Raw genomic sequence first — 13,735 nt, forward strand, 5'->3', positions numbered from 1 at the left:
CGTATCCCCGTCCCGACGGCCCCGGGAGCCCTGAGCGTCCCGTGTTGATCGTCGTCGGTCTTCTTCTCATCATCGTGCTCACCGCCGCCACCGGTTACTTCGTGGCGCAGGAGTTCGGCTACGTCGCCGTTGACCGGGGCAAGCTGCGCCAGCTCGCCGACGACGGCGACCAGGCCGCCGCCCGGGCCCTCGCCGTCACCAGCCGGCTCTCCTTCATGCTCTCCGGCGCGCAACTCGGCATCACCGTCACCGCGCTGCTGGTCGGTTACGTCGCCGAGCCGTACCTCGGTGGTGGCCTCGCCGACCTGCTCGGCGTCGCCGGCGTCAGCGAGTCCGTGAGCCTGCCGCTGTCGGTGGCGCTGGCCCTGGTCATCGCCACCGTCGTGCAGATGGTCCTCGGCGAGCTCGCGCCCAAGAACCTCGCCATCGCCCGGGCCGTACCGCTGGCCCGGGCGCTGAGCCGGTCCACGCTCTTCTACCTGGCCATCGCCGGTCCGGTGATCCGGCTCTTCGACCGGGCGTCGGTCCGGCTGCTGCGCCGGGTCGGTATCGAGCCGATCGAGGAGCTGCCCAGCGGGGCGACCCCCGCCGACCTGGAACAGATCATCGCCGAGTCACGTGAGGAGGGCAGCCTGGACGCCGAGATGTCCACGCTGCTCGACCGGGGGCTCGACTTTCGTGAGCTGACCGCCGGCGAGGCCATGGTTCCCCGGGTCGACGTGCACATCGTCCGGGGGCACGAGCCGGTGAGTCGGGTGGTCGAGCTGCTGGACACCGGCCACTCCCGCTTCCCGGTCCGTGGCGCGGAGGGTGTCGACGACCTGCTCGGCATCGTCGGCATCGCCGACGTGCTCGGCGTACCCCCCGCCGAACGGGCCACCACCCCGGTCAGCGCGGTGGCGGGCCCGCCGCTGCTCGTACCGGAGACCCTGCCCCTGCCCACGGTGCTGGACCGCCTGCGCTCCGGGCACCGGCAGATGGCCTGCGTGGTCGACGAGTACGGCGGTTTCGCCGGCGTGATCACCCTGGAGGACATCGCCGAGGAGCTGGTTGGTCCGATCCGGGACGAGGACGACCCGCCGGAGCGGGCGCCCGCCCGCCAGGACGACGGCTCCTGGGTGGTGCCGGCCCGCTGGCGGATCGACGAGGTCGCCGACAGCACCGGCATCGCGCTGCCCGAGGCCCCGGAGTACGACACGCTCTCCGGGCTGGTCATGCGGGAGCTGGGCCGGGTGCCGGAGGTCGGCGACCGGTTGGAGATCAGTCTGCTGCCCGAGGGCGTCGAGGCCGACGAGGGCGAGGCGGAGCCCCGGGCGCTGGTCGAGGTGCTGGCCGTGGACCGGCACGTCGCCGACTCGGTCCGGCTGCAACTCACCGACCGTGGCGAGCGGCGCGAGGTGTCCGCATGAGCCCCGGCATCGCGTTGATCAGCTCCGGCGTCCTGCTGGGGCTGAACGGGTTCTTCGTGGCCGCCGAGTTCGCCCTGGTGGCCAGCAAGCGGTACCGGCTGGAGCAGGCGGCGGCCACCGGTGGCCGGGCGGCGCGGGCGGCGCTCGACGGCGTCCGCGAGCTGTCGCTGATGCTGGCCGGTGCGCAGCTCGGCATCACCCTGTGCACCCTGGGGCTCGGCGCGCTGGCCGAGCCGGCGATCGAGCACCTGGTCAGCCCGCTGCTGCACGTGGTGGGGCTGCCCGACGCGGCCAGTCACGTCATCGCCCTGGTCTTCGCCCTCGGGTTGGTGACCTTCCTGCACCTGGTGGTGGGGGAGATGGCACCGAAGTCGTGGGCGATCACCGACGCCGAACGGTCGGCGACGCTGCTCGCGCTGCCGTTCCGGGCGTTCGCCCGGGTGTCCCGGCCGGTGCTGTCCGCGTTGAACGCGCTGGCCAACGCGATCCTGCGGCTGGTCGGGGTCAACCAGCAGGACCAGCTGGCCCAGGTGCACGGTCCGGACGAGCTGCGGATCCTGCTGGAACAGTCCCGCGAGCACGGGCTGCTCGGCGCCGAGCAGCACCAACTGCTCACCAGCATGCTCGAGTTGCAGGGCACGTCGGTGGCGCAGGTGATGGAGCCGTTCGCCACCATGGTCACGGTCCGGCGCGACGACCCGGCCGAGCGGATCGAGCAGGTCAGCCGGGACAGCGGCCGGTCACGGCTGGCCGTGCTGGACGCGGGCGGCGACGTCTGCGGTCTGGTGCACGTCCGGGAGGCGGTACGGGCGGTCACCACCGGCCGGGCCGCCGTGGCCGGGGAGCTGATGACACCGGCGTTCACCCTGCCGGCGACGTCCTCGGTCACCGAGGCGGTGGCCGCGATGCGCGCCCGGCAGTCGCAGCTCGCGCTGGTCCGCAACGGCGGTGGCCCGGCCCGCCCGATCGGTTTCGTCGCCCTGGAGGACCTGTTGGAGGAGGTCATCGGCGAGTTCGACGACGAGACCGACACGGTGCCGCGCGGTCGGCGACTCCGCTAGGAGAATTCCCGCAAGTTCCGGGTGACCCCCCGCCGGGTCCGCGACAGTTGAGGTGACCTGGCGGGGGGCGCGATGCGGTTGACGGGGGTGTCTCGGGAGTCCGGCTGGACCGGGCTGTCCGTACAGACCACGCTGGGAAACCCGAGCACCCGTCCGGGCCTGCGCCTGCCCGGGCGGGTGACTCTCGCCGCCGGGCCGGACGACGTGCTCGTACGCCATATCCGGCTCGGCCTGGTCACGACGGTCGAGCCGGACGACCCGGCGGCCCCGCGACGCCTCATGCAGTTCTTCCAGCTCCCGATCGCCGGGCGGTTCGTGGTCCCGGCGGGCCGCCGCCGGGCCGTCGACTTCGCGTTGCCGCTGCCGTGGGAGACCCCGGTGACCACCTTCGGTGGGGTGCCGCTGCTCAGTCTGCGGATGGGTCTGCGGACCGAGGTGTCCGTCGACCCGGACCTGGACCAGGGCGCCATGGTGCCGGTCTTCGTGCACCCGGTCCCCACCCAGCAGCACGTGCTGGCGGCGCTGGACACGCTGGGCTTCTCGATCCGCCAGGCCGGGCTGGTGGAGGGCGGCCTGCCCGGGGTGGAGCATGCTCTACCGCTGCACCAGCGCTGGGGCTACTGGGTGGGGCCGCTCTACGCCGGCCCGATCACCGAGCTGGAACTGATCTTCGTGACGAACTCGGCGGGCCTCGAGGTGATCACCTGGGTGGACCGCAAGCTGGCCCTGGCCGGGATTACCCACCAGAGCATCAGCCGGTTCCGGATCTGGCACGCCGACGCCGGGCAGCGGGACTGGGTCGCCACCGTGGACGGCTGGCTGCGCCACGCCATCAACCGCCACGCGGCGGCCGCCGCCCACGCCGACTGGTCCGCGCAGATCGGCCATTCCGCCCACGTCAGCCGCCACCCCGACGCCCCGATCAAACCCGGCTACGGACTGGGCGGCACAGCCGGAGGAGCCGGGGTCGGCGGCGGCGGAGGAGGCGACGGCACCTGACCCCCCGCGCCGATCTTGCACTTACTGTCGCCGTAGAGCGGTGCGAAAGGCGCAAAAAGACAGCACAAAGTGCAAGATCGCGGAGAGCGGTGGGGTCGGGTGGGGCGACGAGCAGTGGGGTCGGGGTCAGCCGGCGCTGGCGGTGGCTAGTTTGAGGCTGAAGGCTAGGAAGAGCGTTGCCACCGCCGTGGTGCTGCCCACCGCGAGACGACGGCGGCGGCGGAACTGGGCCGCCAGGAACGTCCCCGCGAAGATCAGCGCGGTCAGGTAGAGCGCGCTGCTGACCTGGGCGATCAGGCCGAGCAGCAGGAACGACAGCGCCGGCCACGCGTACCCGGGGTCGACGAACTGGATGAAGAACGAGATGAAGAAGAGGATCGCCTTCGGGTTCAGCAGGCTGATCACCAGTGCCTTGCGGAACGGGCTGCGCAGCTGCGCCGGCTCCGCGGCGTCGATCAGCCGCGGCGTGCTCGGGTCGTTGCGGTCGCGCCAGCGCCGCCAGGCGCCGCGCAGCATGGTCAGCCCGACATAACCGAGGTACGCCGCGCCGGCGTACTTGATCACCAGGAACAACGGTGGGTACGCCTTGAGCAGCGACGCCACCCCGGCGGCGGAAAGGACCATCAACACCCCGTCGCCGACGAACACCCCGCCCGCGGCCCGGTAGCCGGCCCCCACGCCCCGCTTGGCGGCGGTGGAGAGCACGAAGAGCGAGTTCGGTCCGGGCAGCAGGATGATGGCCACGGTGCCCAGCACGTACGTCCAGATGTCGGTGATCCCCAGCACGCCCGCCATCATCACGCCACCGACGCCGTACGGCGAAGTCTTTTCCGCAGCGTGGCCTGTGCGTTCGGCCACTCGTCGACGGTCATCGCGTACTGCACCGTGTCCCGCCATGAGCCGTCCGGGCGCTGGCGGTGCATCCGCAGCACCCCCTCCCGGGTCGCGCCGAGCCGTTCGATGGCCGCCTGGGACCGAACGTTGCGGATGTCGGTGTGCCAGGCGACCCGTACCGCGCCCAGCTCGTCGAAGGCCCGGCCGAGCAGCAGCAGCTTGGCCTCGGTGTTGATCCCGGTACGCCACCACGGACGGCCGAGGAAGGTGTGCCCGATCGCCACCGACCGCCGCTCCGGGTCGATCTCGTAGTACGAGGTGCTGCCGACCACCGTCCCGGTCGCCGCGCAGCGCTGCACCCAGGGCACCCGCTCGCCGCGCTGCTGGGCGGCCAGCGCGGCGGCGATCACCTCGGCGGTCCCGGCCGGCTCGGTGGGCCGTGGAACGGTCAGGTGCCGCCAGACGTCGTCGTCGGCGGTGGCGGCGTGCAGGTCGTCGGCGTGCGCCAGGTCCAGCGGTTCCAGCCGGACGTGCTCGCCGCTCAGCGGCGCCGGGTCGTGCCAGGGCGTGCGGATCGTCCGCAGGTACGCCGGCAGCGGCGCGGCGACCCCGGCGGCGGGCTGCGGCAGCCCGGCGGTCAGCCGTAGCGGCAGGACGCCGGCCCAGTGCGGCAGGTGCAGGTCGGCCTCGTCCTCGCGGACGCCGCCGGTGCGCGACCGGACGGACACCTCGCGCAGCGGCAGCGCCAGCACGGCGGTCTCGGCCAGTTCGCGCCGGTTCGGCGGGCGACTGTCCGTGCTGCGGCCCGCGCCCACCTTCTCGACGAGCGCGGTGAGCATGGCGCTCTTCTCCGTGGCGTCGGTGACCAGTCGGGCGGTGCCGTGTGCGACCACCGAGCGGTAGTTGGCGCTGTGGTGGAACTGGGAGCGGGCGTACACCAGCCCGTCGAGCAGCGTGACCGCGACGCAGACGGCCAGACCGTCGCCCCGGGCGGCGAGCAGGGGGCGACTGCCGGTGGAGCCGTGCAGGTAGAGGGTGTCGCCGACGCGGACGTGCAGGGTGGGCAGTACGCGGGGCTCGCCGTCCACGGTGAAGCCGAGCGCGCAGTGGTACGCCTCGTCGAGGACGGCGTGTGCCGCCTCGCGGTCGTAGCTCATCCGCTCGCGGGAACGGGTGGCGGTGGTCCGGGCGGTGGGTGGGTACATGCGCGCCCCTTTGTTCTAGTACAATCTCCTGTTTGTGTCAGCACGCTATCAGTTCACCGGGACGACGGCCGCCACGATTTTGGCCAGCATCGAATCGGGCATCCGTACCGGCGCTCTGCCACCCGGCGCGGCCCTGCCGCCGGTGCGGGCCCTCGCCGCCGACCTCGCCGTCAGCCCGGCGACCGTCGCCCGCGCCTATCAGGAGCTGCGCCAGCGTGGCGTGCTCACCACCGCCGGCCGGCACGGCACCCGCGTCCGCCCACGGCCACCGGTGGCCGCCCGTCGCTCCGCGTTGCGCCCCGCGCCCCTGCCCGGCGCGCGTGACCTGTCCCGGGGCGAGCCCGACCCCCGGCTGCTGCCCCCGATCGGTCCGCACCTCGCCGCGCTCGCCGCCGACGCCGGCCCACCGATCGGCTACTCGCAGGCCGGAGTGCTCCCGGAGTTGGCCGAGGTCGCCCGCGCCCGGCTGCGCGCCGACGGCGTACCCGCCGACGACCTCACCCTCACCGGTGGCGCGCTGGACGGCATCGAACGCCTCCTCGGCGCCCACCTGCGCCCCGGCGACGCGGTCGCGGTGGAGGACCCCGGCTGGGCCAACCTGCTCGACCTGGTCGCCGCCCTCGGGCTGCGCCCGATCGGCGTACCGGTGGACGACGAGGGGCCGCTCACGGCCGGGGTGGCGGCCGCGCTGACCGCTGGCGCGCGGGCGCTGGTGGTCACCAGCCGCGCCCAGAACCCGACCGGCGCGGCCGTCTCCGCCGCCCGCGCCGAGGAACTGCGCGCGCTGCTCGCCGGGCGACGGGACCTGCTGCTGATCGAGGACGACCACGCCGCCGAGCTGGCCCGCGTACCCCTGCACCCGCTTGCCGGCACGACCGCGAGCTGGGCCTTCGTGCGGTCGGTGAGCAAACCCTTCGGCCCGGACCTGCGACTGGCGGTGCTGGCCGGCGACGAGACCACCGTGGCCCGGGTGACCGGCCGGACGCGGGTCGGCGCGGGCTGGGTGTCCACCGTGCTGCAACGGCTGGTGCTGGCCCTGTGGCGGGACCCGGCGGTCGACGACCTGGTGGGCCGTGCGGCGCAGAGCTACGAGTTGCGGCGCGCGGGTCTGGTGGCCGCGCTCGCCGAGCACGGCCTGACCGCCCACGGCCGCAGCGGCATCAACGTCTGGCTGCCGGTGCCGGACGAGACCAGCGTGGTCACCGCGCTACGTGACGCGGGCTGGGTGGTGGCGCCCGGCGCCCTCTACCGGATCGCCGCCCCGCCCGCCGTGCGCGTCACCGTCAGTTCCCTGGCCGTGGCGGACCTGACGCCCCTGGCCGCCGCGCTGGCCCGCGCCACCCGTCCCGATCCACCGTCCGGTTTCGCCACCTGACCCGTGGCGACCTCCGCGGGAGGTTTGCCGGGTCCGTGGCGGGTATGCGCGCCGGTGGAGGTGGCTGACATGGCTTCAGGCGGCAATCGAGGGCTCTGGATCGGGGTCGCGGTCGCGGTCATCGTGATCATCATCGTGCTGATCGCGCTCGCGTCGTGTGGTGGCGGTGGCGGTGGCGGCGGGTACTGACGGGGGGACCGTCGGATCTCACCTAAGGCAGATCCGGCAGGGCCGGCCGAACAGGTATATAACAGTCGGCATGGCCGAGCAGACCGACGCCGCCCCCGGCGCCCAGCGGTTCATCCCTCCCGAGGCCGACACCATCGAGGGGTTGCGGGCGGCCTCGGGCGACTGTCGTGGCTGCGAGCTGTACCGGGACGCCACGCAGACCGTCTTCGGGCGGGGTGACGAGAGCGCCCGCGTGGTGCTCGTGGGCGAGCAGCCCGGCGACATGGAGGACCAGAAGGGCCTGCCCTTCGTCGGTCCCGCCGGTCGGCTGCTGCGCAGGGCCGTCGACGACGCCGGCCTCGACCCGGCCGCGCTGTACCTCACGAACGCTGTGAAGCATTTCCGTTTTGAGGTGCGCGGCAAGCGGCGCATCCACCAGACGCCGGACCGGATCCACATCGCTGCCTGCCGTCCCTGGCTGGTCGCCGAGTTCGCCCGGCTCGACCCGGCGATCGTGGTGGTGCTCGGTGCCACCGCCGCCAAGGCGCTGCTCGGCCCGTCCTTCCGGGTCACGAGGCAGCGCGGCGAACTGCTGCCCTGGCCCGCGGCGGCCCAGCGCCCCGAGGACTTCCAGCGGGTCCCGGTGGACAGCGCCGGCGCGCTGGCCGACGCTCCGCCGACCCGGCTGCTGGCGACCATCCACCCGTCCGCGGTGCTGCGCGCCGACGACCAGGACGCCGCGTACGAGGGGCTGGTCGCCGACCTCACCGTGGCCGCCCGCGCCCTCGCCGGATAGCCGCGCGGCGCCGTCGCGCCCGCTCGCGTCGGGCCGGGCGTCAGCCGGCGGTGTCGGAGTAGACCTCGACGTCGTAGAGCAACTGGACGTTGCGGCGGCCGTTCGTGACGCCGACGAAGACCGGCTCCCCAGCCGGGGTCCGGCCCTGCCGCCACGCCTGTTCCCGGGCCGCCTCCCGCGACTCGTGATGGCTCCTGCCCTCCTGGTGCAGGTGCAGGACGCGCCGAGCGGTGCTCCGGTCGGTGTCGACGTGGACTCGCAGAAGAGGCATGAGGGGACCTCCGTGCGGTGGTCGGTGTACGGATGTTCAGCTAGCTTACCGACGTTAAGTTTCCTGTCCACCGTATTAGGGTGACGGCATGACAGAGCGCCGTTCTCCCTCGTCGGTGTGGCTACGCCCGGAGCCCTCCCGGACGCAGCGCCGGCCACCACTGACGATCGACCGGATCGTGGGCGCGGCGGTCGACCTGCTCGACGAGCACGGCATCGACGGCCTCACGATGCGCAGCCTCGCCCAGCGCCTCACCGTGACGGCGACCGCCCTGTACTGGCACGTGCGGACCAAGGACGACGTGCTGGACCTGGCGATGGACCAGATCTTCGGCGACGTGCCGATCCCCGACGCGACCGACGACTGGCCGGGGGACGTCCGCGTCCTCGTCCGCGGCTGGCGCTCCGCCATGCTCCGGCATCCCTGGGCGCCGGGCCTGGTCGGGCGTCCGATGCTCGGCCCCAACGTGTTGGCCCGCACCGAGTTCCTCCAGGCGGCGCTGGTACGCGGCGGCTGCCGTGGCCGCCACCTCGCGGTGGCCACGCGAACACTGGCCAACTACGTCATCGGCGCCTCGCTCACCGAGGCCACCTGGCGCAGGAGCGCCGACCCGGACGCGCGGGCCGCCGCCCGCGACCATCTCACCGCCCACGCCGAGGCCTACCCGACTCTCAACGCCTCCGGCCACCTCGACGACTCCCGGTGGGGCGACGACCTGCTGTTCGAGGAGGGCCTGGACGGCGTTCTCCGCTCGGTGGCGCGGCACCCACCGTCCTGAGGGTCGCCACGGTATTCAGAAGACCGGATACCTACTGGAAACCGCGTTGCGTGAACGGTGTAACACGCCCTCCACAGACTCACGTGAGTCGATCTTGTAGGGGAGGCGTTCATGAGTGATCAGACGCAGTCGACGGTGAGCCGGCGTGGATTCCTGCGCGCGGTCGGGGTCAGCGGCGGGGCCGGCGCGATGCTCGCCACGATGGGCGCCATGGGTCTCGCGCCCAGCGCCGCCGCGTCGCCGACGCCGGCCTTCCGGGCGCCGGAGCCGTCCGACTTCACGCTGTCCGGGCGGCCGGGCGCCAGCGTCGTGGTGCTGGGCGGCGGCATCGCGGGGCTCACCGCCGCGTACGAGCTGGGCAAGGCGGGTTACCACTGCACGGTCCTGGAGGCGCGGCACCGCGTCGGCGGGCGGAACCTGACCATCCGTGGCGGCGACGTCGAGACCGACCTCGACGGCCACACCCAGCGGGCCGGCTTCTCCGACGGCGTCTACTTCAACGCCGGGCCGGGCCGGATCGCACAGTGGATGGTCACCATGGACTACTGCCGGGAGCTGGGCGTACCCGTCGAGGTCTTCACCAACCAGAACGCCGACGCCTGGATCTACAACGAGTCCGCCGGAATGACCGAGCCGGTCCGCTACCGCACCGCCAAGGCCGACGTCTACGGCTACGTCTCGGAGATGCTCGCGAAGGCCACCGACCAGGGCGCGCTGGACGCGCGACTCACCACCGAGGACCGGGAGCGGCTGCTGTCGTTTCTGCAGAGCTTCGGCGCGATCGGCGGGCGTGCCAGCGACTGGGCGTACACCGGGACCAGCCGACGCGGCTTCTCCACGTACCCCGGCGCGGGTAACGACGTCGGCAGCCTGCTCGGCGCGCCGCCGGCGCTCTCCGACGTCTTCGCCAGCAACGTGGGCCGGTACTTCTCCTTCGAGTTCGGCTACGACCAGGCCATGCTGATGTTCCAGCCGGTCGGCGGGATGGACCAGATCCCCCGCGCCCTCGCCAAGGCCGTCGGCGGGCACCGGATCCGCCTCAACGCCGAGGTGACCGGAGTGACGGACCGGGGCAGCCGGGTCGAGGTGACCTATCGCCAGGGCGGCCGGCTGTCGCAGATCACCGCCGACTACTGCGTGGCCGCGCTGCCACCGCACCTGATGGCCCGGGTGCCGCACAACCTCGGCGTCGACGTGACCGCCGCCCTGGCCGACTTCCCCGTCACCGCCGCCGGCAAGATCGGTCTGGAGTACCGCAGCCGCTGGTGGGAGACCGACCAGCGGATCTACGGCGGCATCACCGAGACCGACCTGGACCTGTCGCACATCTGGTACCCGTCCTACGGCTTCCACGGCAAGCGGGGTCTGGTCGTCGGCTACTACAACACCGGGGCGAACGCCCGGGCCTACAGCGGGCTCACCCCCGAGCTGCGCCAGGAGCGGGCGGTCAGCCAGGGCGTGAAGATCCACGGCGACAAGTACCGCAGCGAGCTGGTCAGCTCGTACTCGCACGCCTGGGACCGGACCCGCTACATCGAGGGCGCCTGGACCTCACCCCGGTACGGCACCGCCGGATACGACCGGCTGCTCCAGCCGGCCGGACGGGTCTACTTCGCCGGGGACTGGCTCAGTCACGAGGTGGCCTGGCAGCACGGCGCGTTCGTGGCGGCCCGCGCGGCGGTGTCCTCCCTGCACCAGCGGGTGATGACCGGCTGACGTCCACGCGTCCCCGCCGGCACTGACCAAGATCCGCGCACCTTCGGGGAACCTGCTGCTTCCCGGCGCGCCGAGCCAGCAACTTCCCTGAAGTTGCGCGGATCTTGCGGGCGTGCGGGCGTGCGGGCGTGCGGGCGTGCGTGCGTGCGGGCGGGCGTGCGGGCGTCCGGGCGTGCGGCCGGGCGGGGCGGGTAGCGCCGCCTGCGGGGCGTCGGGGTTCGGGGTGGGTGCGCGAGGATGGGAACCCCGTCCTCGAGGAGCGCCGATGGCCACCGACCTGACCGAGCCGCGTACCGCCGCCCGACTCGACGTCGCGCCGATTCAGCGGCGCACCATGCGGCTGCTCGTCACCACCCAGATCATCGGTGGCATCGGCGTGACCATCGGCATCTCCGTCGGCGCGCTGCTCGCCGCCCGGGTGGCCGGCACCGCGCTGGCCGGCATCGCGCAGAGTGCCGGGGTGGTCGGCGCGGCGCTGCTCGCCGTCCCGGTCACCCGGATCATGGCCCGGCACGGTCGCCGGCCCGGCCTGGTGCTGGCGTACACGGTGGGCGCCGTCGGTGGCGTCCTCGTGGTGTTGGCGGCGGCCACCCGCTCGGTGCCGCTGCTCCTTCTCGGCATGCTGCTGTTCGGTGGCGGCACCGCCGCCAACCTCCAGGCCCGCTACACCGCCGTGGACCTCGCCGAGCCGGCCCGTCGAGGTCGCCAGCTCTCATTGATCGTCTGGGCCACCACCATCGGCGCGGTGGCCGCGCCGAACTTCGCCGCCCTGGCCGACCGGGTGACCACCGGCTGGGGGCTGCCCGCGCTGGCCGGTCCGTTCGCCTTCAGCGCGGCGGCGTTCGTGCTGGCTGCCGCCGTACTCCTCGGCCTGTTGCGGCCCGACCCGCTGCTCACCGCGCGGCGACTCGCGGCGGCCGACGCCGCATCCGTGCCCGACGGTCCCGGGCCGGTCGCCGCCGTGCCGCCGGGCGGTGCGGCGGCGGCGACCGCCCCCACCGCCGGGACCGCCGGGTCGCCGGCGGGCGGTGGCGTCGGGCCGGCCGCCGCGCCGGTCGGTGCCCGCGCGCCGCGCGGCGCCGGGATGCGGGCGGCCTGGTCGGTGGTACGCGCTCAGCCCGCCGCCCGGCTCGGCATCGCCGCGGTGGCGGTGGGTCACCTGGTGATGGTGGCGGTGATGGCGATGACCCCGGTGCGGCTCGGTGAGTCGCACGCCGACGCCGACGTGCTGCGGCTGGTCGGGATCGTGCTGAGTCTGCACATCGCCGGCATGTACGCGTTCTCCCCGCTCGTCGGCTGGCTCACCGACCGGCTCGGCCGGCGGGCGGTGATCCTGGGCGGGGTCGGACTGCTGCTGGCCGCCTGCGCGGTGGCCGGCACCGCCGGGCACCACACGCCTCGGCTCTCGGTCGGTCTCGTCCTGCTCGGGCTGGGCTGGTCGGGGACGATGGTGGCCGGCTCGACGCTGCTCTCCGAGTCGGTGTCGGCCGATGTGCGGCCGAGCGTCCAGGGATTCTCGGACCTGATCATGGGGTTGGCGGGCGCGGGTGCCGCGGTGCTCAGCGGGTTTGTCATGCAGGTGGCCGGTTATCCCGTGCTCACCCTGCTCGCGGCGGTCGCGACCGTGCCCCTGGTGGCGCTAGCGTTGCGCCCGGTGCCGACCGGGGCGCCGGGTGAGGAGGATTGATCACGTGCGGCTGACCGACTTCTGGGCGCGGTTGGAGGAGGCGTTCGGGCCGGGTTACGCGGCCAGCATCGCCCGGGATCAGGTGCTGTCCCAGCTTGACGGCCGGACCGTCGAGCAGGCGTTGGCGGCGGGGGAGCGGACGAACGTGGTGTGGCGGGCGGTCTGCGCCGCGTATCCCGACCGCGTGCCCGCGCGACTACGCTGAGCAGCCTTTTCGTCGGGTCCGCGTGTCGCTTGTCGAGTCGTACACCTGTTCGGCTATTGTCCACAGCGGGGTGCTCGTCCACAGCTCGCGGCCCGTCGGCTGGTTTTCTGTCGGACCTAGCGCCTAGCGTGTCCGCGTGACGCGAAGCTCAGCAAAGACGCCGGCGAAGGCAGGGGTGGCAACCATGGCAGCAGGGCCTGACCGGGAGAAGGCACTCGACCTTGCTCTCGCTCAGATTGACAAGCAGTTCGGCAAGGGCTCGGTGATGCGGCTGGGAGAGCGGCCGGTCGTCCAGACCGCCGTGATCCCGACCGGTTCCATCGCGCTCGATGTGGCGCTCGGCGTGGGCGGCCTGCCGCGCGGCCGGGTGGTCGAGATCTACGGCCCCGAGTCCAGCGGTAAGACCACGGTGGCCCTGCACTCGGTGGCCAGCGCCCAGCGGGCCGGCGGCATCGCCGCCTTCATCGACGCCGAGCACGCGCTCGACCCGGAGTACGCGAAGGCCCTCGGCGTCGACACCGACGCGATGCTGGTCTCCCAGCCGGACACGGGCGAGCAGGCGCTGGAGATCGCCGACATGCTGATCCGCTCGGGCGCGATCGACATCATCGTGATCGACTCGGTGGCGGCCCTGGTGCCGCGCGCCGAGATCGAGGGCGAGATGGGCGACAGCCACGTGGGTCTGCAGGCCCGGCTGATGAGCCAGGCGCTGCGCAAGATCACCGGTGTGCTCAGCAACACCGGCACCACGGCGATCTTCATCAACCAGCTCCGGGAAAAGATCGGCGTGATGTTCGGCAGCCCGGAGACCACGACCGGTGGTCGGGCGCTGAAGTTCTACGCCTCGGTCCGGCTCGACGTGCGCCGCATCGAGAGCCTCAAGGACGGCACCGACGTGGTCGGTAACCGCACCCGGGTCAAGGTCGTGAAGAACAAGGTGGCCGCGCCGTTCAAGCAGGCCGAGTTCGACATCATGTACGGCAAGGGCATCTCGCGCGAGGGCTCGCTGATCGACGTCGGCGTGGAGCAGGCGATCATCCGCAAGTCCGGCGCGTGGTACACGTACGACGGTGACCAGCTCGGCCAGGGCAAGGAGAAGGCCCGGGAGTTCCTGAAGGAGAACCCGGACGTGGCCGCCGAGATCGAGAAGAAGATCCTGGAGAAGCTCGGCGTCGGGGTCGGCGCGGGCGACGCCGCCGGTGGCCCGGAGCTGCCGCCGGTCGACTTCTGA

General features: G+C 73.0%; 13 protein-coding genes. 10 read left to right on the forward strand and 3 right to left on the reverse strand.

Features of this window, described 5'->3' with window-relative positions:
* The first annotated feature begins 41 nt into the window (after positions 1–41).
* The 3 genes from AB0B55_RS29285 to AB0B55_RS29295 all read left to right on the forward strand — a co-directional run bounded on the left by AB0B55_RS29285 (position 42) and on the right by AB0B55_RS29295 (position 3,469).
* Complete coding sequence (locus tag AB0B55_RS29285) at positions 42–1,409, forward strand: hemolysin family protein (RefSeq protein ID WP_357122561.1); 1,368 nt, start codon at positions 42–44, stop codon at positions 1,407–1,409.
* Positions 1,406–2,470, forward strand: a complete 1,065-nt coding sequence (locus AB0B55_RS29290) for a hemolysin family protein (RefSeq protein WP_357122564.1) — start codon at positions 1,406–1,408, stop codon at positions 2,468–2,470. The genes AB0B55_RS29285 and AB0B55_RS29290 overlap by 4 nt, the downstream gene beginning before the upstream one ends.
* Positions 2,471–2,542: 72 nt before the next feature.
* A complete protein-coding gene (locus AB0B55_RS29295; RefSeq protein WP_357122567.1) occupies positions 2,543–3,469 on the forward strand; it encodes a sporulation protein in 927 nt (308 codons plus the stop codon).
* Positions 3,470–3,595: 126 nt separating this feature from the next.
* Here AB0B55_RS29295 and leuE read toward each other — a convergent pair whose 3' ends face one another.
* The gene (gene leuE, locus AB0B55_RS29300; RefSeq protein WP_357175204.1) at positions 3,596–4,267 is read right to left on the reverse strand and encodes a leucine efflux protein LeuE; all 672 of its coding nucleotides are present in this window, start codon (positions 4,265–4,267) and stop codon (positions 3,596–3,598) included.
* On the reverse strand, positions 4,267–5,508 hold the full coding sequence (locus tag AB0B55_RS29305) for a bifunctional pyridoxamine 5'-phosphate oxidase family protein/GNAT family N-acetyltransferase (RefSeq protein ID WP_357175207.1): 1,242 nt from the start codon (positions 5,506–5,508) through the stop codon (positions 4,267–4,269). Before AB0B55_RS29305 ends, leuE begins: the two co-directional genes overlap by 1 nt.
* Before the next feature lie 34 nt (positions 5,509–5,542).
* Between AB0B55_RS29305 and AB0B55_RS29310 the strand changes: the two genes are divergently transcribed.
* Together AB0B55_RS29310 and AB0B55_RS29315 are read left to right on the forward strand one after the other, a co-directional pair.
* Positions 5,543–6,883, forward strand: coding sequence for an aminotransferase class I/II-fold pyridoxal phosphate-dependent enzyme (locus AB0B55_RS29310; RefSeq protein ID WP_357175210.1), 1,341 nt, complete (start codon positions 5,543–5,545; stop codon positions 6,881–6,883).
* 259 nt (positions 6,884–7,142) lie between these two features.
* A complete protein-coding gene (locus AB0B55_RS29315; RefSeq protein WP_357175213.1) occupies positions 7,143–7,847 on the forward strand; it encodes a UdgX family uracil-DNA binding protein in 705 nt (234 codons plus the stop codon).
* 40 nt (positions 7,848–7,887) lie between these two features.
* Here the strand turns inward: AB0B55_RS29315 and AB0B55_RS29320 are convergent, their stop codons facing one another.
* The gene (locus AB0B55_RS29320) at positions 7,888–8,118 is read right to left on the reverse strand and encodes a hypothetical protein (protein ID WP_357175216.1); all 231 of its coding nucleotides are present in this window, start codon (positions 8,116–8,118) and stop codon (positions 7,888–7,890) included.
* Positions 8,119–8,206: 88 nt separating this feature from the next.
* Between AB0B55_RS29320 and AB0B55_RS29325 the strand changes: the two genes are divergently transcribed.
* The 5 genes from AB0B55_RS29325 (at position 8,207) to recA (ending at position 13,735) form a co-directional block, all read left to right on the forward strand.
* The gene (locus AB0B55_RS29325; protein ID WP_357175219.1) at positions 8,207–8,896 is read left to right on the forward strand and encodes a TetR/AcrR family transcriptional regulator C-terminal domain-containing protein; all 690 of its coding nucleotides are present in this window, start codon (positions 8,207–8,209) and stop codon (positions 8,894–8,896) included.
* A 111-nt stretch (positions 8,897–9,007) separates the two neighbouring features.
* On the forward strand, positions 9,008–10,612 hold the full coding sequence (locus AB0B55_RS29330; RefSeq protein WP_357175222.1) for an FAD-dependent oxidoreductase: 1,605 nt from the start codon (positions 9,008–9,010) through the stop codon (positions 10,610–10,612).
* A gap of 265 nt (positions 10,613–10,877) precedes the next feature.
* Positions 10,878–12,299 (forward strand): MFS transporter, encoded by a 1,422-nt coding sequence (locus AB0B55_RS29335; protein WP_357175225.1) that lies wholly within the window; start codon positions 10,878–10,880, stop codon positions 12,297–12,299.
* 4 nt (positions 12,300–12,303) lie between these two features.
* The gene (locus AB0B55_RS29340) at positions 12,304–12,504 is read left to right on the forward strand and encodes a DUF3046 domain-containing protein (RefSeq protein WP_357122594.1); all 201 of its coding nucleotides are present in this window, start codon (positions 12,304–12,306) and stop codon (positions 12,502–12,504) included.
* A gap of 184 nt (positions 12,505–12,688) precedes the next feature.
* On the forward strand, positions 12,689–13,735 hold the full coding sequence (gene recA / locus AB0B55_RS29345; protein WP_354884861.1) for a recombinase RecA: 1,047 nt from the start codon (positions 12,689–12,691) through the stop codon (positions 13,733–13,735).

Origin of the sequence: Micromonospora sp. NPDC049107, assembly GCF_040648595.1 — a bacterium.
In the GTDB taxonomy this organism is placed as follows: Bacteria; Actinomycetota; Actinomycetes; order Mycobacteriales; family Micromonosporaceae; genus Micromonospora.

Excerpts from the sequence above, each read along its gene's own strand:
- AB0B55_RS29290 (WP_357122564.1), top strand. The coding sequence starts at position 1,406 with ATGAGCCCCGGCATCGCGTTGATCAGCTCCGGCGTCCTGCTGGGGCTG.
- AB0B55_RS29295 (WP_357122567.1), top strand. The coding sequence starts at position 2,543 with ATGCGGTTGACGGGGGTGTCTCGGGAGTCCGGCTGGACCGGGCTGTCC.
- leuE (WP_357175204.1), bottom strand. The coding sequence starts at position 4,267 with ATGATGGCGGGCGTGCTGGGGATCACCGACATCTGGACGTACGTGCTG.
- AB0B55_RS29305 (WP_357175207.1), bottom strand. The coding sequence starts at position 5,508 with ATGTACCCACCCACCGCCCGGACCACCGCCACCCGTTCCCGCGAGCGG.
- AB0B55_RS29315 (WP_357175213.1), top strand. The coding sequence starts at position 7,143 with ATGGCCGAGCAGACCGACGCCGCCCCCGGCGCCCAGCGGTTCATCCCT.
- AB0B55_RS29320 (WP_357175216.1), bottom strand. The coding sequence starts at position 8,118 with ATGCCTCTTCTGCGAGTCCACGTCGACACCGACCGGAGCACCGCTCGG.
- AB0B55_RS29325 (WP_357175219.1), top strand. The coding sequence starts at position 8,207 with ATGACAGAGCGCCGTTCTCCCTCGTCGGTGTGGCTACGCCCGGAGCCC.
- AB0B55_RS29330 (WP_357175222.1), top strand. The coding sequence starts at position 9,008 with ATGAGTGATCAGACGCAGTCGACGGTGAGCCGGCGTGGATTCCTGCGC.
- AB0B55_RS29335 (WP_357175225.1), top strand. The coding sequence starts at position 10,878 with ATGGCCACCGACCTGACCGAGCCGCGTACCGCCGCCCGACTCGACGTC.
- recA (WP_354884861.1), top strand. The coding sequence starts at position 12,689 with ATGGCAGCAGGGCCTGACCGGGAGAAGGCACTCGACCTTGCTCTCGCT.